This is a genomic window from Microcoleus vaginatus HSN003, from assembly GCF_022701255.1.
In the GTDB taxonomy this organism is placed as follows: Bacteria; Cyanobacteriota; Cyanobacteriia; order Cyanobacteriales; family Microcoleaceae; genus Microcoleus; species Microcoleus vaginatus_B.
Genome location: NZ_CP031705.1, coordinates 5,543,049 through 5,564,669, shown reverse-complemented (window position 1 = coordinate 5,564,669; position 21,621 = coordinate 5,543,049). Strand labels below are relative to the sequence as shown.

At 42.8% G+C, this 21,621-nt stretch carries 19 protein-coding genes and 1 pseudogene; 11 read left to right on the top strand and 9 right to left on the bottom strand.

From position 1 onward, the window contains the following. Positions 1 to 17: 17 nt before the first annotated feature. Positions 18 to 1,139, top strand: a complete 1,122-nt coding sequence (locus tag D0A37_RS24060; protein ID WP_242718222.1) for an IS630 family transposase — start codon at positions 18 to 20, stop codon at positions 1,137 to 1,139. 271 nt (positions 1,140 to 1,410) lie between these two features. On the opposite strand, the gene D0A37_RS24055 is transcribed toward D0A37_RS24060, so the two are convergent. Then, positions 1,411 to 3,333, bottom strand: coding sequence for an ABC-F family ATP-binding cassette domain-containing protein (locus D0A37_RS24055; RefSeq protein ID WP_242718220.1), 1,923 nt, complete (start codon positions 3,331 to 3,333; stop codon positions 1,411 to 1,413). A 198-nt stretch (positions 3,334 to 3,531) separates the two neighbouring features. Between D0A37_RS24055 and D0A37_RS24050 the strand changes: the two genes are divergently transcribed. Then, positions 3,532 to 4,689 carry a PIN domain-containing protein gene (locus D0A37_RS24050; RefSeq protein ID WP_242718218.1) on the top strand — a complete coding sequence of 386 codons (1,158 nt, stop codon included), beginning with the start codon at positions 3,532 to 3,534 and terminating at the stop codon, positions 4,687 to 4,689. A gap of 180 nt (positions 4,690 to 4,869) precedes the next feature. On the opposite strand, the gene D0A37_RS24045 is transcribed toward D0A37_RS24050, so the two are convergent. Then, positions 4,870 to 5,067 (bottom strand): XRE family transcriptional regulator, encoded by a 198-nt coding sequence (locus D0A37_RS24045; RefSeq protein ID WP_242718216.1) that lies wholly within the window; start codon positions 5,065 to 5,067, stop codon positions 4,870 to 4,872. Between the two features lie 44 nt (positions 5,068 to 5,111). Here D0A37_RS24045 and D0A37_RS24040 point away from each other — a divergent pair, with 44 nt between their 5' ends. Both D0A37_RS24040 and D0A37_RS24035 read left to right on the top strand, forming a co-directional pair. Further along, the gene (locus tag D0A37_RS24040) at positions 5,112 to 5,264 is read left to right on the top strand and encodes a hypothetical protein (RefSeq protein ID WP_242718214.1); all 153 of its coding nucleotides are present in this window, start codon (positions 5,112 to 5,114) and stop codon (positions 5,262 to 5,264) included. Positions 5,265 to 5,317: 53 nt separating this feature from the next. Next, entirely contained in the window at positions 5,318 to 6,334 is a 1,017-nt protein-coding gene (locus D0A37_RS24035) for a histone deacetylase family protein (RefSeq protein WP_242718212.1), read from the top strand. Here the strand turns inward: D0A37_RS24035 and D0A37_RS24030 are convergent. Next, complete coding sequence (locus D0A37_RS24030; protein ID WP_242718210.1) at positions 6,309 to 6,656, bottom strand: hypothetical protein; 348 nt, start codon at positions 6,654 to 6,656, stop codon at positions 6,309 to 6,311. The genes D0A37_RS24035 and D0A37_RS24030 overlap by 26 nt on opposite strands. A 500-nt stretch (positions 6,657 to 7,156) precedes the next feature. Here D0A37_RS24030 and D0A37_RS24025 point away from each other — a divergent pair, with 500 nt between their 5' ends. After that, complete coding sequence (locus D0A37_RS24025) at positions 7,157 to 7,528, top strand: DUF4342 domain-containing protein (RefSeq protein ID WP_242718208.1); 372 nt, start codon at positions 7,157 to 7,159, stop codon at positions 7,526 to 7,528. Between the two features lie 213 nt (positions 7,529 to 7,741). Here D0A37_RS24025 and D0A37_RS24020 read toward each other — a convergent pair whose 3' ends face one another. The 3 genes from D0A37_RS24020 to D0A37_RS24010 all read right to left on the bottom strand — a co-directional run bounded on the left by D0A37_RS24020 (position 7,742) and on the right by D0A37_RS24010 (position 9,915). Then, positions 7,742 to 9,073, bottom strand: a complete 1,332-nt coding sequence (locus D0A37_RS24020; protein ID WP_242718206.1) for a serine hydrolase — start codon at positions 9,071 to 9,073, stop codon at positions 7,742 to 7,744. Positions 9,074 to 9,364: 291 nt separating this feature from the next. Continuing rightward, positions 9,365 to 9,697 carry a hypothetical protein gene (locus D0A37_RS24015; RefSeq protein ID WP_242718204.1) on the bottom strand — a complete coding sequence of 111 codons (333 nt, stop codon included), beginning with the start codon at positions 9,695 to 9,697 and terminating at the stop codon, positions 9,365 to 9,367. A 44-nt stretch (positions 9,698 to 9,741) separates the two neighbouring features. Beyond that, complete coding sequence (locus tag D0A37_RS24010) at positions 9,742 to 9,915, bottom strand: hypothetical protein (RefSeq protein ID WP_242718202.1); 174 nt, start codon at positions 9,913 to 9,915, stop codon at positions 9,742 to 9,744. A 276-nt stretch (positions 9,916 to 10,191) separates the two neighbouring features. On the opposite strand from D0A37_RS24010, the gene D0A37_RS24005 reads away from it, so the two are divergent. After that, positions 10,192 to 12,054, top strand: coding sequence for an AAA-like domain-containing protein (locus D0A37_RS24005; protein ID WP_242718200.1), 1,863 nt, complete (start codon positions 10,192 to 10,194; stop codon positions 12,052 to 12,054). Positions 12,055 to 12,358: 304 nt separating this feature from the next. Here D0A37_RS24005 and D0A37_RS24000 read toward each other — a convergent pair whose 3' ends face one another. After that, positions 12,359 to 12,868 carry an O-acetyl-ADP-ribose deacetylase gene (locus tag D0A37_RS24000; RefSeq protein WP_242718198.1) on the bottom strand — a complete coding sequence of 170 codons (510 nt, stop codon included), beginning with the start codon at positions 12,866 to 12,868 and terminating at the stop codon, positions 12,359 to 12,361. Positions 12,869 to 12,918: 50 nt separating this feature from the next. After that, positions 12,919 to 13,665, bottom strand: a complete 747-nt coding sequence (locus D0A37_RS23995; RefSeq protein ID WP_242718196.1) for a 5-formyltetrahydrofolate cyclo-ligase — start codon at positions 13,663 to 13,665, stop codon at positions 12,919 to 12,921. Positions 13,666 to 13,782: 117 nt separating this feature from the next. Here D0A37_RS23995 and D0A37_RS29575 point away from each other — a divergent pair, with 117 nt between their 5' ends. Together D0A37_RS29575 and D0A37_RS23990 are read left to right on the top strand one after the other, a co-directional pair. Further along, positions 13,783 to 14,700, top strand: coding sequence for an AAA-like domain-containing protein (locus D0A37_RS29575; protein ID WP_445242439.1), 918 nt, complete (start codon positions 13,783 to 13,785; stop codon positions 14,698 to 14,700). After that, complete coding sequence (locus D0A37_RS23990) at positions 14,700 to 16,556, top strand: WD40 repeat domain-containing protein (protein WP_445242438.1); 1,857 nt, start codon at positions 14,700 to 14,702, stop codon at positions 16,554 to 16,556. Before D0A37_RS29575 ends, D0A37_RS23990 begins: the two co-directional genes overlap by 1 nt. Positions 16,557 to 16,844: 288 nt before the next feature. On the opposite strand, the gene D0A37_RS23985 is transcribed toward D0A37_RS23990, so the two are convergent. Beyond that, positions 16,845 to 17,309 carry a COP23 domain-containing protein gene (locus D0A37_RS23985; protein ID WP_242718194.1) on the bottom strand — a complete coding sequence of 155 codons (465 nt, stop codon included), beginning with the start codon at positions 17,307 to 17,309 and terminating at the stop codon, positions 16,845 to 16,847. Positions 17,310 to 17,654: 345 nt separating this feature from the next. On the opposite strand from D0A37_RS23985, the gene D0A37_RS23980 reads away from it, so the two are divergent. The 3 genes and pseudogenes from D0A37_RS23980 to D0A37_RS23970 all read left to right on the top strand — a co-directional run bounded on the left by D0A37_RS23980 (position 17,655) and on the right by D0A37_RS23970 (position 21,467). Further along, positions 17,655 to 18,152, top strand: coding sequence for an HNH endonuclease (locus tag D0A37_RS23980; protein ID WP_242718192.1), 498 nt, complete (start codon positions 17,655 to 17,657; stop codon positions 18,150 to 18,152). Positions 18,153 to 18,387: 235 nt separating this feature from the next. Then, complete coding sequence (locus D0A37_RS23975) at positions 18,388 to 19,665, top strand: DHH family phosphoesterase (RefSeq protein ID WP_445242437.1); 1,278 nt, start codon at positions 18,388 to 18,390, stop codon at positions 19,663 to 19,665. 846 nt (positions 19,666 to 20,511) lie between these two features. After that, positions 20,512 to 21,467, top strand: a pseudogene (locus D0A37_RS23970) (IS630 family transposase). The last annotated feature ends 154 nt before the right edge of the window (positions 21,468 to 21,621 follow it).

Sequence of the window (21,621 nt, the reverse complement as noted above, 5' to 3'; positions counted from 1 at the left end):
ATAATTAGTTATAATGTATGCCAGCCAAAAACCATCTATCTCAAAATCAAAAACAGAGACTCATTAAACTATTAAAAGAGTCTGAGGATAATTATGTGAGGGAAAAAGTTCTAATCTTATTGCTAATAAATGACGGAAAAAGTTATCAACAAATCAGTGAATTCATGGAGATTGCTTACACAACGGTAGCTTATTGGTCAGTTCATGGCGACCCAGATAATTTGGATAGTTTTTTAGATAAAAGAAGCCAAGGTAATTTTCGCAAAGTCACTCCAGAGTATGAAAAAATATTGATAGATACAATCGATAAAGCTCCGGCAGAATATGGATATGAATTTGGGAGATGGACGGCAGCCAGACTAGCAACATATTTAGAAAAAGTCACAGGAATTAAATTGAGTGGTTCCCAAATATCCAGGATATTACATAAAAAAAAATACGTTTACATTTGGGCTAAATATAGTTTAGAGGACAAACAAAATCCCGTTGAAAGAGAAGTATTTAAACAGAAGCTATCCGAGTATTTAAAAATAACAAAACAAACCCCAGAGCTTTTACAGGTATGGTTTTGGGACGAAAGTGGATTTAGCTTGCGAGTGATAAGAAGAAAAACTTGGGGTAAAAAAGGTAGTCGAAAAAAAATCACAGGTCAAAGGAGAAGAGGCAGAGTAAATATCATGGGTGGATTGAGATATTATGACAAAAAAAGGTTAAATTTTGTAATAAAAAAAGGAGACTCGAATACGTTTTATGAGCAAATTAATGCCTTAAATGATTCGATTGTCCAAGAATGGAGAGAACTGGGTAATCAAGCTGAAAGTTTTGCCGAATCAGGAATAAAGATTGTAATTATTTTAGACAATGCTAGTTTTCATAAAAAGAAAGATATTCTGAGCCAAATATCAGCCGAAATGCCTCATATTATTTTAGAATTTTTGCCACCTTACAGCCCCGATTATAATTTGATTGAATTGGTCTGGCATTCAGCGAAAGAATATATAGCACATCGACTGTTTAAGTCAGTAGAAGAATTGTCAGAATTACTACATAGATTATTAAATGAAGGAGAAATGGTTATCAAATGGGAGCGAAAAATCAAAAATAAAGGCAATGCTATTTTATCCGGTTTAGCTGCGTAGCAGCTTAACAAGCAACCGATTTTATAACTTTAATAGTACCATAGCTTCATCACACTTAGGTAATAAATTGTCAAAGGTTGCAAAATCGTCTGCTAAATAAGCATTATTCCTAATATTTTTTTACATTTTTTTTTTTACAACATTTGTAATAAAAAAAATTCTTGTAATTTGTCAATATATATTCGTTTCAGCATGGGATTTTTTCACTCATAATTCCTGTCGCTCCTGTCATTGTGAGCAGGAGCTAAACACAACACTCGGACAACCCAAATTAACCCACCCGTTCCGCCAATTCCAACCAGCGCTCAGTCGCCCGATCGATCTGCTGCGTCAACTGAGCCAAACGATCCGATAACTTCTTCACCTCGGCAAACCCGCTGGGAGCATTGTTAGACAACCTCTTTTCAATCTCTTGTTTCTCAGCTTCCATCTTCGGAATTTGACTTTCTAATTGTTCGTATTCCCGCTTCTCATTAAAGGAAACTTTGGTAGTTTTTTGAGTGGAAGTTGGGGTTTGTGAATTACTAGATTCAGCGGTGCGTGTAAGTTTTTCTTTTTCTTTTTGCCCTTTGATTCCCTTGGCTTCTTCGGCTTTTTTGTAGTCTAAATACACCGAATAATTGCCGGGATACAAACGCAAATTGCCGCCCGGTTCTAAGGCGAAAACCATGTCGATCGTGCGATCGAGAAAATAGCGATCGTGGGACACCACAATTACGCAGCCGTTAAAATCTTCGAGATAATCCTCCAAAACCGCCAAAGTCTGCACGTCCAGGTCGTTTGTCGGTTCGTCCAAAATCAGCACGTTCGGCGCACTCATCAGCACTTTCAACAGAAATAATCGGCGCTTTTCCCCGCCGGAAAGTTTGTTAATCGGTGCATACTGTTGGTTCGGTGGAAACAGAAACTTTTCCAACATTTGAGAAGCGGTAATGATTTCCCCATCCGCCGTTTGCACCAACTCCGCCACACTTTTCAAGTATTCAATAACTCGCTGGTCTTCGTTGGGCGTCAAATCCTCTGAATGCTGGTCAAAATAACCGATGTGAATGGTTGTCCCAATTTCGACTGTACCCGAATCCGGCTGAATGCGTCCGGTGATGATATCCATCAGCGTCGATTTTCCCGCACCGTTGCACCCAATAATTCCAATCCGGTCTTCGGGAGTGAAATTGTAGGTAAAATCTTTAATTAAAGTGCGATCGCCATAGGCTTTAGAGATATTCAATAACTCAATCACTTTCTTACCAATCCGGCGGCCCGCTGTCGCAATCTCGACTTTGCCGTTGGCTGTTTTGAATTCCTCTGCTCGCATATCTTTAATGCGATCAATTCTGGCTTTTTGCTTCGTACTGCGCGCCTTCGGCCCCTTCTTGAGCCATTCCAACTCGCGCCGCAATACTCCCGAGAATTTGCGCTGAGTGCTGGCGGCCGATTCTTCAGCTAGGGCTTTTTTCTCCAAGTAATAAGCGTAATTGCCAGCATAATTGTAAAGGTCGCCCCGATCGATCTCTAGGATGCGATTGGTAACGCGATCGAGAAAATAGCGATCGTGCGTAATCAGCAGCAAAGCACCGCGATAGCCGTTCAAATAGTTCTGCAACCACTCCACAGACAGCGCATCCAAGTGGTTTGTCGGTTCATCCATCAGCAACACATCGGGCTCGGACAACAAAGCCGTTGCTAAGGCAATTCGCTTGCGGTAGCCGCCGGACAAATCGGCAATTTTCGCATCAAAATCCTCAATCCCCAACTTGGTTAAAATCAATTTCGCCTTCGTTTCCAAATCCCACGCATCCACCTCATCAATGCGTTCAGACACTGCAGACAGACGCGCCATCAACTTGTCTGTATCGCCTTTGCCGTGGGACAATTGATCGGAAATTTCCTCGTATTCGCGCACTAAAGCCATTTGTTCGCCACTGTCGGCAAATACTTGCTCTAAAACCGTGTGATTTTCGTCTAAATCCGGCTGTTGGGGGAGATAGACAATTGTAGACCCTGGATTGACCCAGCGATCGCCAGAGTCGATCGACTCCATACCCGCAATCATTTTCAGCAGGGTTGATTTCCCGGAACCGTTAGTGCCGATGAGTCCGACTTTATCGCCTTCATCCAGGCTGAAACTCGCATCTGTCAAGAGTTCCTTGATGCCGAAGTCTTTTTTGATCGATCGCAGAGTAAAAATAGTCATCTGTATAGAAAGTCATTTACCTGACTTAGTTTAACTTAGTTCGATCCTTTCGGGTTGCATCGGTATGGTCTGTCGTTCCGATGAAACTTCTTCAAGACAAGGGCGAACTTGATTTTTATGAGGATATAAACTTTAATAAATGTTAAGAATGTGATAAAATTTATATATTAATATCTTATATTTTCGTGACTTAAATATATGGAACATATGGAACTAAATGAACTTAAGGAGCTTGTCAGAATGGGAGAGTTTGGAGCAATTAGTTTGGATACATCAATTTTTGAGTCTCAAGGGTTAAAGCTAGAGTCTGGGCTGCTTAAGCAATTAGACCAATTTCTAGATAATTCTACAAAGTTGATTATCTCCGAGGTGGTTAAAGAGGAAGTATTATCGCACTTAACTAAAAAAACCAAAGATGCACAAAGGGACATTGATAAATCCCTCAAAGACGCTAAGGATTATTGGCAAGTTGAGGATAGTGATATTGAAGACATAAAAAACTCACTTTTCGGTGGACGTGAAGCACAAGAAGTTGCGTCTGAGCGATTTAGTCAGTTTATAGAGGCTACATCTCTGGAGATTCTCGAAGCTCAAGATTATTTAATAGTCACCGAACTAATACAAAAATATTTTAGAGCCAAGCCCCCTTTTTCTGAAAATGGTAAGAAAAAAAATGAATTTCCTGATGCAATTGCTTTAATCTCTCTTGAGAGTTGGGCTAATAAAAACAAAACAAAAATTATTGTTGTTACATCTGACAATGACTGGAAAAATTTCTGCAAAGGCTCTGAAAGACTTTACTCTAGTGATGACTTTGCCGGCGTTTTAGGACTGTTTCAAAATGCTGATGATCTATGTAGACATTTATCCCAGCAATATGAAAATGGCGTTCTTGAAGATGTAAAACAAGCTGTGTTTAATGCTTTAGATTATAAAGTTTGTGAAATGGATATTTATCCAGAGGCTAACTCTTCTTTTAATTATGAACAAGAAGTAACACAAATCAAGGTCACGGAATTTGAATTTGAATTGCTTGAGTCTCCTAACATAATATTTAGACCCGTTAATTTTGATGACAATAGCTTGATAGTTGAATCAAAATTAAGTGTTGATGTCAATGTTGAGTGCAGTTTTTCATTTTATGTCTACGATCATATCGACAAAGATTATGTTGGAATAGGAGGCTATAGCGTAAATACTCAAGACAATTTGGAGGTGGAGGTTTTAATTACATTTGCAGGTGATTTTAAAAGGGTTGGCGCACAGGTCAAAGTAGATGAGGTTGAAGTGGAGATGAAAACACCTGTCAGCATTGATTTTGGGGATATTGATCCAGATTGGGGAGAGGAAGATTAGGACTACTGAAAAGCGGCATAACAAACTGTGTAGTGTACAAAACCTCGATCGCTCAATTCGATCCGGCTCTCGGTGTCATGCCCGTAAATTGCCGAAACTCTGTGCGGCGAATGGCTGTGGCTGTTGAACCCACACCAATACGGCAATGTCTATAATCGATTTGTCAGAGCTGGATTGTGCCTAAATAGCAATCACTCTTGTCTTACCGTCTGAATCAGATTCAGGTTTTGCAATCATCCGAATCTCCACATCACTACCAAGCGCGTTTAAGAACCGGAACAGGCGATCTATTGAAAACTCAGATAGTTTGCCACGCAGCAAATCAGTTATTTTAGATCGCTCGATTTCCCGGCATTTTGCTGCTTGAATCTGCGTCAAGGTTTTCACTAATTAACTAAAATTATGATTTTTTTGCATATTTTATGACCCGGAAGTCTGGGCTTGCTACCCATCTGCGGGAATATGACAATCCTGCTGAGGGAAAAATAGCAATCTGGCAGATTCTCTGGCGATCGCAAGAAGTGAGTTTTGTTCTCCCCACGAGCGAGGGGGTAGCTAACCCGGATTTGATATGATGCTTGAATTCCTGTGAAGCAGTGTATTTGCTCGTTACCGATGAAATAAATCCATGCGATTTGCCACCTATCTGCACCCACAAACATTTTGTACTTCCAAACTCATTCAAGAAATTTCTTTTACAGGCTATTCTTTTACTTACTACAACCAAGTTAGACAGACTCTTAAAACATTTCTGAAAAACTATCCTGCATTACCCTTAAGAAAGGCTAGGATAAGTGATTATCTTAGGGTTCACAGTCGCGAATATCTTCAAAAGATTATATTGCAAGCCCTCGATCGACCTCTGGATGAAATCAGCATATCCTTACCACAATTGAGTATTGAATGTCAAGGCTTGGAGTCTTGTCTGCCCGGTTATCTCTACGGTTTGGGAGGAATGATGGAAGCGATCGACCAAATGAAACAGGGAAACCTAGAACGCGCTTACTGCTTCAGTATGGTTGGGCATCACGCTCATATTAATTGGGGACACGGTTACTGTCTCTTAAATCCTCTTGCTGCTGCTGCTCGATATGCTCAAGTTCAAGGATTTGAAAAAGTATTGATTGTTGACTGGGATATTCATCATGGCGATGGAACTCAGTCAATCTTTATTAACGATCCCAGCATCTATTGTATTAGCATTCATAGTGGCGTCGATCTCTACATGGCTAAAGCATCAGACTTGAAGGTTGGAACAACAACTGTTGCTGAAGCTGTGGGACACTGTAACATTCCGATCGTTAGTGAATCTTTTCCTGTTAAAGTTTTGGAGTCAGAGGGTATAACTGGCAGATTCTACTGCGGGCATCAGAGTATTAGCACTTTTGAGGAAGCTCTAGAAAACCTTCCCTGGCAACCTGACTTAGTTGCTATTTTTTCGGGTTACGATTCACACAGAGATGATTGTGGAAAGGGAATCACAGATTGGACAAATGCTGATTTCTGTAAACTGACGGAAATAGTATTAGATTTTGCTAAGAGATGTGGATGTCCAGTTCTCTCTACTCACGGAGGTGGCTACAGATTACCAGTTACAGTTGCAGCCGCTACTGCTCACGTCAGAACTTTAGCAACCTATGTTTAGTTTTCTGCTGTGTGACAACCCGCTTGAGCACGAAGTGTAAAGCTTTAAACCTGTAAAACCAAACTCGGTCTGACTCCCCGATCGCTCCGGGTGTCAGTGTCATGCCCGTAAATTGCCGAAACTGTGTGCTGCGAATAACTGTGGCTGTTGAACCCACACTCGAAGGCAATGTCGATAATCGATCGATCTCGAAAGTTTCAACAATTGCTTTGCCCGTTTTACCCGTTGGGCGATCGGGTATTTGTAGGGGGATGTGGCGACTGCTTAAATAGATGGCTGAAATGAAATTGACTCGTATCCAGCAATGGAGGTAAATCTGCAAATTTAATATCTGGATTCAGATGTTAGTTGATGTACTTGGTTTGCGCTTCTGAGTTTATTGTGCTCCGCCAATGCGATCGCTATCTCTGGGATGCTTTTGGGAACTCGCATTGCAAGACATAGGTCGATTGTGCCTAGATAGCAATCACTTTTGAAGTCATTCTAGAAATATAAAGTTTTAATTTTAATAATTTTCCCTGACTTTAGTTAACTAGGTGTCCAACTTAAAAATTCAACACAGCAGCCACCAAGACCCTGGCTAGCAGTACACACCTTACTTGTATCTAGAGACGGGTTGTTTCAAAAATATCTTCTCTATCTTTAGGAATAGATAAACCCGCCCTAATTTAACGCCACAAAAATAAAGTTTTGAGTAAAAAGGCAGGGGTGGAAAGTACGAATGCAGATTGTAGGGTTTCCTTGCCTGTCATTCCCAAGCGCGATCGCCGAAGATAAGAGTATAGAAATTAAACGGCTGGTTTTCACCCGCCCTTACACAAAATGAACTTACAAAAAGAACAACAAGTAACAATTCTACAAGACGAAACAGCAGCGACTGGAAATTCAGCCAACCCAACAGTTGAAACTCCTTTATACGCCTCAGAATTTGCAACAGAGGAAAAAGTCAGAGTGGAAGAATTTAAGATTAGCGGCGACAGCCTAATTGGTAAAGTCAAAGAACTAATTCAGCAAGGAAAACTCCGCCGCCTCGTCATCAAAAACTCGCAAGGGCGGACTTTGGCAGACATTCCGCTGATGGCTGGATTGGTGGGCGGCGTTGCAGGCTCAGTAGTCTTTCCAATTGCTGCTGTACTTGCTACAGTGGGAGCAGTTGTGGCTCATTTGACTGTAGCCATCGAGCGCAAAGAATAGACCTCTTGCAAAAATCCTTTTCCTCAATTGATGGGACGGGCTCTCCGGCCCATCCCACAAGAAAAAATAACTCTTGTGGGATGGGCCGGAGAGCCCGTCCTAATTATTTTTGCAAGAGGTCTAATAGTGATTAGTAATTAAAAATCTTATCTTCAAGTCCGCGAAGGCGGACTTTGTTTGTTTAGTAGCGATTTTAATAACGGAATGGTCTGATCAACGCAAATTATCCGGTACTTTCGCCGCAGGTTGGTCTAAATAATTGTAAACAATCCGCGAAATCCGACGGACAAAATCTCTCACAATCGGATCATTGTAAGGACGTTTAACAAAAATTGCGGCTAAATAACGCTTACCGTTGGGCATATCAATAATTCCTGCATCGCCAACCACAAAGCCGATATCTCCGGTTTTGTCAGCAATCACGGCTCCCGGCCCCAAACCGGAAGGCAAAAGCGTTCTAGTTGTGGTGTGCCGCAGTAATTCTAAAGCTTGTTCCCGACTCGATTCAGACACTAATTTATCGCCAGACAGCATCGCCAGCAACTTTACCATATCCACAGAACTTGTGGTATTTGTTCCTTGAAAATCGCCGAGCCAATTGCGAATTCTCGTATCAGTTAATCCCCAACTGCGAAAACGCTCGTTGAGTTTAGCAATTCCCCCCAAACGTTCAATAATCATGTTGGTGGCTGTATTGTCGCTGATGGTAATCATTTTATCTACGGTTTCTCTGATGCTAAACCGAGTACCATTTGGTCTGTCTTGCATAGTGCCAGAACCGCTGGCTACTAAGTCAGACTTCATAACTAATGTTTCGTCTAGGCTAACTTTGCCCGCGTCTACATCTTGATAAAAAGCAATCAGAATTGGTAATTTAATGGTACTCGCGGCCGGAAATACTCGATCGCCCTTGATATCCAAATAGTTGCCTGTATCTAAATCCAGAAAAAACATTCCGGCGCTCAGGGATCTATACTGTTCGATCGCACTTTCGATTTGAGGCTTGATGGCTGTCATTTCCGAGCCTGTTGACATCCCCAAATCATGGGAATAGTTTCTCGGATTTCCCGGCGAAACAGTGGGCGTAACTTGACCTGCTGCTTGTTCTATGCGGGTAATAGCTGTGGGTGGAAAAGACTCGTTGCCGGCTATTTGCTCGGGATTTGGCAACTGAAATGACCAGCGCGTGGCAGATTCTCTAATGACTCGGACTTTTTGCGGGTCTAACTTATAACCGGAAGTTAATTGTATGACTAACCTGGTTGTTTCGGTGTCAAACTGTCCGACTCTAATTTGTTGAATAGCTGAGTTGTAGCTTTGAGGAGTTTCGGGATATTCCAAGACTATTCCCGGCAAATCTATTACTAAGCGGGTGGGATTTGCAATTAGTTTAACTTGCGGCTGAACTCGTGAATCTGTGGTTAAATTGAGCTGATTTCCCCTGGGATCGAAGTGCCAAGATGTTAGTGTATCAGCTTTTGCGGGCAGGGCGATCGAGAAAAGACTAAGGGCGGCCGGCAACAGCCATCGCAGTTTTAGAGTCATGTTTGAAGAGAAAGAGTTTAACGGCTGCAACGAGAAAGCGGCTGAAAAAACCTTATCAACCGCTTTCGAGACGAAGCACATAGCATCATACAGTCAACTCTTGCCCGCAGCCGTAAGTTTTTTATTTGCTTTGAGAGTATTCCGTTTCCGGGACTGATATTAGATCCGGTTCTATTACCCCTTTTTCTTCCAGTCTCGCGCAGGCGGACGAAAGTTTGTACAGTCGTGAATTCTGTTGGCAGAATTCTTGTTTTGTAGGCACAAATTTTATTCACCTGAGATGAATTCAAGTTAGGCGACTTCCCGATTTCTAGCATCTTCGAGCGAGTCAATCGCGGCTTTGAGAAAGACTTTTCCTTTAGCAACAAATCGGCGATCGCTCAAAGGATCGTAAGCTTCCCAATTACCGCTAACTTCGCGATCGCGCCACAAAAACCAGCAGCGGTAGATTTCCCCGCTATCTATATCATCGCACAAAGCCAGCCAATCATCCCCCGTGAGGGCGCTGGCATCTAATGCTACCAATTCCATCCATGCAAGTGCAGTGCAGGCATCGATAGCCTCAGCATCAACCGAGTCAGATTTGGTAGCTATAGGTTGTGGCGAACACAGTGTAGACTTCATAATTTCTCCTTAATTCAATTAAATCAATCAATCAATGAATTGCGCTATTTATGCAACTGACCCGGTACGCCAAGTGGAAAAATTGTGTTTTGATAAATTTCTGGTTGGTCAAATTTACCAGCGGCTGATGCTTCTGTTAAATTATTAAGTGTATTAATTGTGAAAATGGCGGCGGTTCCCAAAGCGGCCATTGCCAGTCTGTGTAACATTTTGCTCATTTGGCTGCTCCTTTTTTGCTTGGTGTATCTACTCTAAAAAGTTAAGTGGTGATTAGCGGCGGAGATTGGGGAGTTAAGAAAAACTTTTTATCCTAAAATATATTCAACTGTTGAAGCCGTTATCAGGACAGAGTTTGAGGAGTCGAGCGCCCAAAAAACCTCCCCAAGTAAAATTCCTTAAATTCCGGCTGGCTGATTATCTTCCTTAAGATCGCCCAAAATAGGAACTTAAGGGGTTAAAATTTCTAGATTCGTTCCCCTTTCACTGCAAGCGAAGTGCTCAAGTCAAAACGCGATCGCGGTCGCATTCTCACTGCCTCTGGCTTAAAGAAACTTAACGAGGCGCTCCAAGAATGGTCTGACCGAAATAACATTAGAGGTACTCTGACTGAAATCGAGGCTGAGTCTGGCGTCGGTGCGGATACAGTCAGCAAAATTAAGCAGGGTAGAGAAGGTGCGGATTTGAGTAAAATTCGACAGTTGTTCGCGGCTTTTGAAATGACTCTGGCTGCTAGCGACCATCGATCGGCTAAACTTGAGGAACCGGAGAATTTAGACGAGCTGGACAATTTGGCGGCGGGGGAAACAGCCAGCAGCAGAATTGTTAAAGTATTTGTCAGTTATCGCAGCGCCGAACCAGATCGCGAGTTAGGAAAACAGTTGGAAACGGCCTTAAGCGCGATCGGTCATACAGTTTTCACAGCAGAAAATAACATTAGATTGGGAGATAATTGGTTCGATCGCATTAATTTCTTCCTTCAAGAATGCGATTATTTGCTGCTACTGTTGCCGCCAACGGGAAATCAAAGCGAACTGCTAACATATCAAGTTCAGCAGGCAAAAGAACTGCAAGACTCCCGCCCTGACAGAAAACCAATAATTCTCCCCATCCGCGTAGGTTTTCCCCTGAACGCGCCTCTAAATCACGACTTGCGGGGCTATCTGTACCGCATCAAACAGAGGGAATGGAAAACCACCGCCGACACTCCAATTATTATCGAAGAAGTGCTGAACTTGTTAGCAGAAACTCCCGCACCAGTCATAGAAGAAACGGAAGATTTAACACAAAAACAGCTATTAGAAATTAGCAACGACGAAATACCTCTACCCGCCGCCGAACCGGAATTACCGGGAGGACAAGTCGATGTCGCTTCTCAATTTTATGTAGAACGCCAGCCCATCGAAGAACGCTGCTATCAAACTATTGTGCAGCCCAGCGCGTTAATTAGAATCAAAGCACCGAGACAAATGGGCAAAACTTCCTTGATGGCAAGGATTTTGCATCACGGAGCCCGTCAAGGCTATTGCACAGTGCCACTAACTTTTCAGTTAGTAGATAAAGCCGTATTCGCCAACTTAGATAAATTCTTAAAGTGGTTTTGCGCTTACGTCGGCCGCGAACTGCACTTACCCAATCAATTAGATGATTATTGGGACGAGATATTCGGCAGCAAAGTCAACTGCAAAGATTACTTTGAAAAATACATTTTACCACAAATCGACAGTCCTTTAATTTTAGGATTAGACGAGATCGATCGCGTTTTCCAATATCCCGACATTGCCGAAGACTTTTTAGGACTGCTGCGGGCGTGGCACGAAGAATCGAAGCGGCGCGACATCTGGAAAAAACTGCGATTAATTGTAGTTCACTCCACCGAAGTTTACATCCCGATGAACATCAATCAATCGCCTTTCAACGTCGGGCTGCCCGTAGATTTGCCCGAATTCAACTCTCAGCAAATACAAGATTTATCAGCGCGCCACAACTTGAATTGGTCGGATGCAGAAGTTGAAGAATTAATGGCAATTGTCGGCGGACATCCGTATTTAGTGCGAGTTGCATTATATCACATTTCGCGCTCGGATTTGACACTCGATGAATTAAAAGAAACTGCGATCGCAGATGCGGGAATTTACAGCGACCATTTGCGTCGCCAACTGTGGAATTTAGAAGAATATCCAGAGTTGGCGCAGGGGATGAGAGAGATTGTGGCTGCGGACTCTCCGGTGCAGTTAAAGGCGATGCAGGCGTTTAAATTAGACAGTTTGGGGTTGGTGAGATTGCAGGGGAACGAGTGCGTGCCGAGGTGCGAACTGTACCGGCAATATTTTCGATCGCACTTAAGCGCGATCGTGTAAAATTTTGTGCGTAAGTGCGGCAAGTAATAATCAGGTGAATGATACCCATGAACGATATTTTTTTGATAACATCCGATAATTGGCTAGATTGGATCACCGTGTTTGGTTATCTAGGTTTTACTGCTTTCATTGCATGGCGCGTGTTCACCACAAAGTAGATATATTATGAAATTACCTTCTTCTTCTTTCTTACTTCGCGTCCTAGCGCTTACGCGCCGCTTCGCGTAACGCGCCTTCGCGGTTCGTTAAATAAATAGTAAAAAATGTAGATATTAAGACTAGGGTAAAACCCTAACTAAATTCACTACCTCAGACTGTAGTTAGATAGAATCCTCTCATAAATTTCATAATTCTCTCGATCGAAGCAGCAAAAAATTACTCTTTGAGAACCACCATTCTTTTGTATTTGTTGTGAGCATATCTTCACTGCAATCTCCCCTGCTAGAGCCTTAGGATATTGGTAAATCCCAGTGCTAATGCAAGGAAATGCCAAACTCTCTAACTCTTGATGGGCGGCGATTTGCATACACTTGCGGTAACACTCGGCCAGGAGTTCAGGTTCTCCATGATTACCTCCCCGCCATACTGGCCCTACTGTGTGGAGGATGAAGCGCGCAGGCAAGTTATATCCTTTAGTTAGCTTAGCATCCCCAATCTTACATCCTCCGAGCAATCGGCACTCGTGAACAAGTTCTGAACCTGCTGCTTTGTGTATTGCTCCATCTACTCCGCCACCCCCAAGTAAACTGGTATTGGCAGCATTCACGATTGCATCAACTTCCAGTTTGGTGATGTCGCCCAAAATAACTTTCATATTTTTTGGAATAGTAAACTATAGGCAAGTTTACCAAAAAAACTCGTTATCTAGTCTTGCTGTCTCAACTTTCCCAAAATTGGAATTTGTTCCAACTGTTCCGGCCGTATACTATCCCAGTTTAACCCAATTGGACGCGGATAATTTGTATTAGTCTCAATTACCTCCTCAGCAGTAACAATCCAATTCAGCGCCCAATCGTGAGCTTGCATTGGTAAACGCGAATCTGCGACTATTTGCAAAGGATGCACTGTTGTGACAATTGGCGTATCGATTTTTACTAACCCGAATTCTTTCAACATAGCCAATTCCAAATCGGCAAAACCTGCACCTTTCCCGGTTCTTCCACCGCCCGGCCCTGCTGCTACGCAGCCGACTATTACTAAATCAATCGGCTCCATTTCTGCAAAACTTACCAATTTTCCGCAAACAAGTGCTTTGCGGGCGATCGCACTTTCGGCAATAGATATATTTTGCCGCTGCAAATCCTCAGCAGTCAACTCAACAAAACAGCGATCGTCTGTCAATCGCGGTACTGCCATATACAGGCGTTTTCCATCTTGCAAAGCTTGCATCCGCACCGGAATTTGCGCCGAATCTGGATTGCACTTAATCGTTTTTGCTTGTTGCCATATTGGTAAAGTTGCCAATCTTTCAGCCGCCAACTCAGCACCGACAAAATTTGGAATATGACCGAACGGATCGCCAATAGATGCGGCTTGGTGCTTCAGCAAAGACCAAATTTCAGCTCTTAACTTGTCTTTGTCGTCGTTATATCCCGTCCAATCAGTTTTCATACTGTATTGTGTTACAATTTATCATACAGAATTATGCTTTAATACCGCCTCAGTTCTTCAGTCCGCGAAGGCGGATTTTGTTTGTTTAGTAGCGGTTTCAACCGCCGAATAACTTATATGAATTTTACCAGAAAGCCCAGTTACTATCAAGTCGGCGGCAGTCTCACCAATAACGCTCCCAATTATGTGAAGCGGCAAGCCGATGACGACCTTTATAACGGATTGAAAGCAGGGGAATTTTGCTATGTTTTGAATTCCCGGCAAATGGGCAAATCTAGCTTGCAGGTGCGGACAATTCAGCGTCTGAGAAATGAAGAAATTGCTTGTGCTGCGATCGACATTTCGGAAATTGGCAACCGTGGCGTCACTCCCGAACAGTGGTATGCTGGTTTGCTACGCATTCTCGAAAATAACTTTAACCTGTCCGATATTGTCAACGTGCGGACTTGGTGGCGCGATCGCAATTTTTTAACTCCGGTTCAAAGGTTGAGCGAATTCATCGAAACCGTACTGCTACCCAACATTTCCAGCAATATTGTCATTTTTATTGACGAAATCGACAGCATTCTCGCCCTAGATTTTCCCGCCGATGATTTTTTAGCCTTAATTCGATCGTGCTACAACAAGCGCGCCCACAATTCAGAGTTCGATCGCCTAACTTGGGCCCTCTTAGGTGTAGCATCGCCGACGGATTTGTGCCACGAGAAAAATGTCAGCAGCAATACCCCTTTTAATATTGGCAAGGCGATCGAATTAACTGGTTTTGACGAAACAGAAGCTCAACCGCTAGCAGCGGGTTTGGCAGAGCTGACAGACAGCCCTCATGAAGTTTTGAGAGAGGTTTTGTATTGGACGGGCGGGCAGCCTTTTTTGACTCAAAAGCTGTGCAAACTATTGTTGGAAAATCCACAATTAATCCCGAATTTACCCCCACCAGCCACCCCTAGCCAACGGGGAGAGGAAGATGCAGCCGCCCGTGCCCAAGGGGGGGAAAAGATAAAATTAACACTTCTAAAGAGTGGGTTGAAAAGGTAGTGCGCTTGAAAATAGTGGAGAATTGGGAATCTCAGGATGTCCCAGAACATTTGTCCACAATTCGCGATCGGCTTTTCAAAGAAAACCAGCGCATTGTCAGGAGACTGGGATTGTATCAGCAAATTTTAGAACAAACTGAAATTGTCCCCGATGGCAGTGCCGAACAAATGGAGTTGCGATTAAGCGGATTAATTGTTAAGCGCGGGGAAAAATTAACAATTTCTAATCCTATTTATCAAGCTGTATTTAACCAACACTTAATTGAAGAAAAATTAGAAAAACTGTCGCCTTACTCGGAAGCGATCAAAGTCTGGCTAAATTCTAGCTGTGAAGATTATTCCCAACTGTTGCGAGGGGATGATTTGCAGGCAGCATTAGTTTGGGCGGCCGGAAAAAGTTTGAGAAACGAAGATTTTCAGTTTTTGACTGCCAGCCAGAAAGTTATTTTGAGCGACCAAAATCAACTGCTGCATTCAGCTACACTAGAAACCAAAAAAGCTGTCTACGATGCCGAAAAAGCTTTGATTGAAGCTGACTCTGCCCAACAAAAAGCCAAACAGTGGATCGGCATCGGTTCTGCGGTACTGGCAGCATCGTTGCTGACAGCGATCGGCTTTTCAACTCTCGCTTACCAGCGGTTTAAACTAGCACAAGCAAGTATTGAAATCGAACAAAATGGCAGCGATGCTTTATTGTTGGCTGTTTCTCAAAAGACAGAAAATAGCGAAGCTTTATCAGAAGCTTTACTGAGGGCGATCGCCTCCGGTAAAAAATTAAAAACCTTGGTTAAAAACAAACCTAAGCTAGAACAATACCCGGCAACTAGACCGCTGTTAGCCTTACAAATAATTCTAGATAAAATTAGTGACACACAGCAGCTCAAAGCCTCATTAATTCCGCCAATAAAGATAAAGTGGCAAGCTCATAAAGGTGCAGTTACCAGCGTCAGTTTTAGCCCAAATAGGCAAATTTTAGCAACCGCAGGAATAGACGATCAAGTTAGGATATGGAACTTTTCCGGGCAAAAAATTGCTGAATGGAAAGCTTTACAGCAGTCAGTTAATATGGTAACTTTTAGCCCGAACGGTAAGTTTTTAGCGACAGCAGGAAGGGACAGCACTGTTAAAATATGGAATTTATCAGGTAAAAATATTTCTACTTTGAAAGGAATTCAAGGCTCTGTTACCAGCATCAGTTTTAGTCCCGAAGGAAAGTTATTAGCGGCAGCAGGGATAGACAGCTATGCTGCAATTTGGGATTTGTCTAAACTGCCACAATTAGTATCGTCTAGCCTGAAACTCCCAGGTCACAACGGCTTAGTGAGAAGCGTAAATTTTAGCCCAAACGGCGATTTCATAACGACTTTAGATGGCAAATCTACAGTGCGACTTTGGAATTTGTCGGGCAAGCTGAAAAAAACACTGCCTATTCAGGCAATTGGGCTCAGTTTCACTCCGGCTCAACACCAGTATCGCTTTGCTACAGTAACATTGAATGGCAAAGTTGGGCTGTGGAATTTGTCCGAAAAAGAATTAGTTAAGGAATTTCAAACCTTGCATTTTGATGCGAAATCAATTAGTTTTAGTCCCGACGGAGAACGGCTTGCTACAGTGGGAATTGACAAGACTGTACGGCTGTGGAATTTAGCGGGGCGGCAGGTTGCTCAATTTGAGTTCGAGGAGAATGTTGTTAGTGTCAGTTGGAGTCGAGACGGAGAGCAAATTGCTGTAGCTGGAAGCAACGGCACTGTCTGGCTGAGGCAGGTTGAAGGTTTAGAAGAATTGCTGAAGCAAAGCTGCAATTTTTTCACTACTCAACCGAAGTATTTTACAAGAGTTTCAACTATCTGCAAGTAGGGTTCATACATGACTTTAGCAAGTAGGACACAGCATTGCCCATAGGTGTCAACAAACACGTTAAACCGATAGTCCGACAGGGGTTGAAACCCCTGCCTCAAAGCTAAAGTCCTCTCAAGAGGACTAATGAGTTCTTCAGTCCTCTTGGAGAGGACTTTAGCTATTATTAGGCAGGGAATTCATTCCCTGGCGGACTGCCGGGTGAGCGGGAGGACTGGCAGACGAAAAGCTTAAGTTGACACGAATGGACATTGCCATGTCCTACCCGTAGCTAATGAGTTATGACTATCAATTTACTTTAACAGGCGAAACACTTACATTAGGATTTGTAACTCTTTTTAAGAGTTCTTGTCGGGCTTGTTCTGGATTTTGACCTTTGGGTACTTGATATAATAATCTACAGGAACCGTCTTGAGGATTAGCTGCACAAATAATTAGTTGACCGGTGGACGATGCACCTGCTGTGACAATATTATCCCATTTTCCTTGCGGTTGCGAGTTGTTGAGAATTCCTGAGACTCTGGTACACCGAGTAATCGCATCTTCTCCTGATTCATTGAAATAGTTATCAGCTAGCCACAAAATAACGGGAATATTTTTGCCTTGTTGGACAGCAATTGTAGCTGGGTGGCCGCCAGCAGCGCCGCAGAAGAATGCAGGCGCTTGGGCAAAGGCGGGACTGTTTGCTAAAATCGGAGCAACAAGGGCAATAATTGACGCGCTAAAAGCTGACTTTAAGAGCCGAAATTCCATGAGCAGTAATAAGCTTTTTCATTTAAGGTTACTAATAGTCTAAAAAGTTAAACTGTTTGTTGCCGGGAAGATTAGGCATTTAGAGAAAAAAATAAAATTTATTCTGCCAATTTTTGCGATCGCACACACTGGCCTCATCTCAGCCAAAACTCCGGGAAAAAAGCTCCCTGACAAACACGAAAGGCAGAAAACAGGTGCAGCCACAGGGGGTGCAAGCGGGAAGGTATAGGGTAAAGGAGTGGTTTTGCACCGTTTTTTGCGCTCCCCTGGCTCTTTCTGAGGTTGTCCCACCTAAAGGGGAACCTGTGCTAACATCGAAAAAAATATTCTCTTTAATAATCAACAATGGGCAATGTTCTGGTGCTGAACGCCTCCTACGAACCCCTTAACATCACCAATTGGCGAAGGGCGGTAGTTTTGTTGCTGAAAGGAAAAGCAGAACAGGTAGAACACAACGGGAAATATATTGCGCCAAACTTCCCGCTACCAACTGTGATCCGACTGCGGCATTATGTCCGAGTTCCCTATAAGGATATTCCGCTGACCAGGCGGAATATCCTGCACCGGGACGCACACTCTTGTCAATACTGTAGTTATACGGGCGACGATTTAACCCTCGATCATGTAATTCCCCGATCGCGCGGAGGAGGCGACAGTTGGGAAAACCTCGTCACCGCTTGTGTGCGCTGCAATGTCAATAAAGGCAGCCGCACGCCGAAAGAAGCGGGAATGTCGCTGCGCTATCCGCCTAGGAAACCTCACAGCGGCCTTTATTTTGAAGTCACTAAACACGTTAAGAGCGGTATGCACAAAGAATGGCAAAAATATGTAATAGGCCTTTAAAACCCCTGTCAGCGCAAGCGCGGGGGTTTTTTGCGGGAGTTATTATTTCTGAGATTGCTTCGTTCAGGGCAACACACACACTCTGCGTGAATTAAAAAATTAAAGAGAGAATTTGCGCTCTTAAATCAGGTTTGTCGTAAAAAGTAGGGGCTTTGACAAACAGGCATCTACAAAGAAACCGGGTTTAAGATAGAATGTCGCGCACATCCTGAAATAGTTAAATTGTTAATTTTTAATGATGAAAGACCACGCCCTTACCAATTCCGATGGAACATCGGGCAACCGCGAAGGTGAACTTGATACCAGCAGCGAGGTTGTACCCGCAGTGAGTGCGCCTGCGAAACGGCGCAGCAAAGCCGAAGTTGCTTCCGAAGAGAATCGCGGCCGTCTCCGCGAGGAATTGCACGATCGCAAAGTCGAGCAATTGGGCCAAATGTTCGATCGCCACAAAGGCACTCGCCAGTTAATATTACTGCAAGATTTTCCCGACCCCGACGCACTTTCAAGCGCTTGGACTTACAAATTAATTGCCGAACAGTACGATATCCAATGCGAGATTATCTACGCCGGCGCCCTCAGCCACCAAGAAAATATTGCCTTAGTTAAATTGACAGGGTTGCCGTTGCAGCGGTGGACGGTGGAAACATTAAAAACTAAGGATTTGTCGCTGTTTCAGGGTTGCGCTCTCATCGACAATCAAGGGACGACTTGTAATTTAACCGAGTATATTTTAGCGGCTGGAGTTCCGATCGCTGCCGTCATCGATCATCACAATTTGCAGGGGGAAATAAACGCAGAATTTATCGATTTGCGCCCTCAAATCCGCGCTACAGCCACGATTTTTGCCGAGTATTTACAGGCTGGACTCCTAACTCTCGACGCCAGCGTCAGTCTGCACATCAAGTGCGCTACAGCTTTGATGCACGGTTTGCGATCCGATACGATCGCCCTCAGACAAGCTCAGGAGGAAGACTTTTTAGCTGCGGCTTATTTGAGCCGATTTTACGACCCGCAGTTGCTGAATGCAGTGTTACAGTCGTCTCGTTCTAAATGGGTTATGGACGCGATCGAGCGATCGCTCAAACACCGCACTGTCCAGAACAATTTTTCGATCGCCGGCATCGGCTACCTCCGCTATGACGATCGGGATTCTATTCCCCAAGCGGCGGACTTTTTAGTAACAGAGGAGAACGTACATACAGCCGTTGTTTACGGAATCGTTCACGACAAAGATGAGGAGATTGAAGTAGTAATTGGGTCGCTGCGAACTAATAAACTCACTCTCGACCCCGACGAATTCATTAAAGAAGCCTTCGGACAAGATGCTCAAGGACGCTTTTTTGGTGGCGGCAGAAGTCAAGCGGGAGGTTTTGAAATTCCGGTGGGATTTCTTTCCGGCGGGAATGAGAATAGCGAGTATGCAAGGCACAAATGGGAAGTATTTGATGCTCAGATTAAGCAAAAATTGCTGAATTTAATTAGTCCTAAAGACAATCCAGTTTACGATCATTAACTCTGGAGTTTGTAGATGGGGTCTTGGTTCCAGCAACAGCCTGGAAATGCTATCTTTGGGTTCGACCTCCGGATGCTACCAGGTTTTGCTGAGTTTTTTTCTCATTCCGGGCAAAATCTCAACTTGACAATCAGTCCTGCACACACTCCAACTTTCATCAACGGGGTTTTTCACTCTTATTAAGGGTTTGAACGAAGTAAGGGGGTTAAAAAATCCCCTTGCTCCGTCCAATACTAAGAGTAATAAATTTTATACCAATTTCCAAAAATTACACACTCAAGAAACCGTATTTTTAACTATTATCAAATAATGCAACGAAGTATTTTGCTAACAAAAACCAGGTTTGGGGGCAAATTTAATTTCATAGAGATTACTAACCTCTACAACATAATTTTAAAACTTTAATAATTTTACAGGGTTATTTTTTGGAAGTTTTTCTCTAAAACCGCTAAATAATCTCGTTTCCGGCTACATCGTCAGGTGATAAATTAGAGGGCTATTCATGAATGATTTTTACAAGTCGCCACCTATCTCGGCGAAATTTTCAGTTGTTCGATTCACAGTCAACAGTCAACAGTCAACAGTCAACAGTCAACAGTCAACAGTCAACATCATAAGGAGTGCAACCGGAATTGATATATAGCCTTTCTCAGAAAGATGAGGTATGATGTTACTGACACTCACTCGTGAGGGTCAAACAGAGAAGATAAGATCAAATGAACTATAATTACATGGTTGAGTAAAGCCACGCGAAAGCGATACCACACATAATAGCATTTTTTTGAAAGCACACGATGCTTGACTCACAACACGTTTACTTGTACCAAACTTCATACATTGTTAAAAATGAAAGCTTATTCGATTGATTTTAGGCAAAAAATCCTTGATACTTATCATACTGAACCCATTTCACAAAAAGCAATAGCTAAGCGTTTTTCTGTAGCCCTGAGTTTTGTACAAAAATTGCTTAAACAATATCGTGAAACAAAAAACATTACTCCGAGAACTGACCGATGTGGAGTCAAAGGCAAACTGAATGCGGAGCAACTACTCATCTTGGCGGAATTGATTGAAGGAAATAATGATGCAACTCTTGAAGAACTCCGTTATTTACTTTATGGGAGAATTGGATTTTCTGTTAGTAGAGCAACAATAGGAAGAATGATAAAACTCTTAGACATTACTGTCAAAAAAAACTCTCTTCCCTTCAGGGAAAGGGACAGAGCGAGTTCAAATCCTGCGATGTGAGTTCTGGAAAACAATTAAAGAGATTAGTTTGAAAGACTTAATATTCATTGACGAATCGGGAGTTAATTTGGCAATGGTTAGGTTATATGCTAGGTATGCAAAAAGGTGAAAGAGCCAAGGGGTCAAAACCAACTAAACGTGGCAAAAATGTCTCAATAATTGGAGCAATGTCAGTCAATGAGATTTTGACATCGGTTAATCTAAGAGGCGGAACTGATGCAATTACATTTGAAGCTTTTATTATCAGAAAACTTGTGCCAAAACTCTGGAAAGGTGCTTGTGTAGTGATGGATAATTGTCCCATTCACTTGGGAGAAGAAGTGAAAAAAGCGATCGAAAAAACAGGGGCAAAATTAATATACTTATCACCTTATTCACCAGATTTTTCACCAATTGAAAATCTGTGGTCAAAACTTAAAATCATTCTCCGTTCTATCAAGACTACTAATTATCAAGAATTAGGAAAAGCCCTAGATTTTGCGTTCGGACAAGTTACATCGTCAAATATTTTTAACTGGTTTACACACTGCTGTTATTGTACCTCATCTTTTTGAGAAAGGCTATAAATCACATTTTGTCCGAGTTTGTGCAGGAGATTTGGGCTAACTTGGATAAAAAAGCGCCGTACAATCAGCCAAATAGAGAGGGAAAAAGATAAATGCTTGGCTAAACCACATAAAAACTAAAAGTTATATCATTGCATAAAAC

Bases quoted from the DNA above. Each gene is read 5' to 3' on its own strand.
- D0A37_RS24060 (WP_242718222.1), top strand. From the start codon at position 18: ATGCCAGCCAAAAACCATCTATCTCAAAATCAAAAACAGAGACTCATT.
- D0A37_RS24055 (WP_242718220.1), bottom strand. From the start codon at position 3,333: ATGACTATTTTTACTCTGCGATCGATCAAAAAAGACTTCGGCATCAAG.
- D0A37_RS24050 (WP_242718218.1), top strand. From the start codon at position 3,532: ATGGAACATATGGAACTAAATGAACTTAAGGAGCTTGTCAGAATGGGA.
- D0A37_RS24040 (WP_242718214.1), top strand. From the start codon at position 5,112: ATGACCCGGAAGTCTGGGCTTGCTACCCATCTGCGGGAATATGACAAT.
- D0A37_RS24035 (WP_242718212.1), top strand. From the start codon at position 5,318: ATGCGATTTGCCACCTATCTGCACCCACAAACATTTTGTACTTCCAAA.
- D0A37_RS24025 (WP_242718208.1), top strand. From the start codon at position 7,157: ATGAACTTACAAAAAGAACAACAAGTAACAATTCTACAAGACGAAACA.
- D0A37_RS24020 (WP_242718206.1), bottom strand. From the start codon at position 9,073: ATGACTCTAAAACTGCGATGGCTGTTGCCGGCCGCCCTTAGTCTTTTC.
- D0A37_RS24015 (WP_242718204.1), bottom strand. From the start codon at position 9,697: ATGAAGTCTACACTGTGTTCGCCACAACCTATAGCTACCAAATCTGAC.
- D0A37_RS24010 (WP_242718202.1), bottom strand. From the start codon at position 9,915: ATGAGCAAAATGTTACACAGACTGGCAATGGCCGCTTTGGGAACCGCC.
- D0A37_RS24000 (WP_242718198.1), bottom strand. From the start codon at position 12,868: ATGAAAGTTATTTTGGGCGACATCACCAAACTGGAAGTTGATGCAATC.
- D0A37_RS23995 (WP_242718196.1), bottom strand. From the start codon at position 13,665: ATGAAAACTGATTGGACGGGATATAACGACGACAAAGACAAGTTAAGA.
- D0A37_RS29575 (WP_445242439.1), top strand. From the start codon at position 13,783: ATGAATTTTACCAGAAAGCCCAGTTACTATCAAGTCGGCGGCAGTCTC.
- D0A37_RS23985 (WP_242718194.1), bottom strand. From the start codon at position 17,309: ATGGAATTTCGGCTCTTAAAGTCAGCTTTTAGCGCGTCAATTATTGCC.
- D0A37_RS23980 (WP_242718192.1), top strand. From the start codon at position 17,655: ATGGGCAATGTTCTGGTGCTGAACGCCTCCTACGAACCCCTTAACATC.
- D0A37_RS23975 (WP_445242437.1), top strand. From the start codon at position 18,388: ATGATGAAAGACCACGCCCTTACCAATTCCGATGGAACATCGGGCAAC.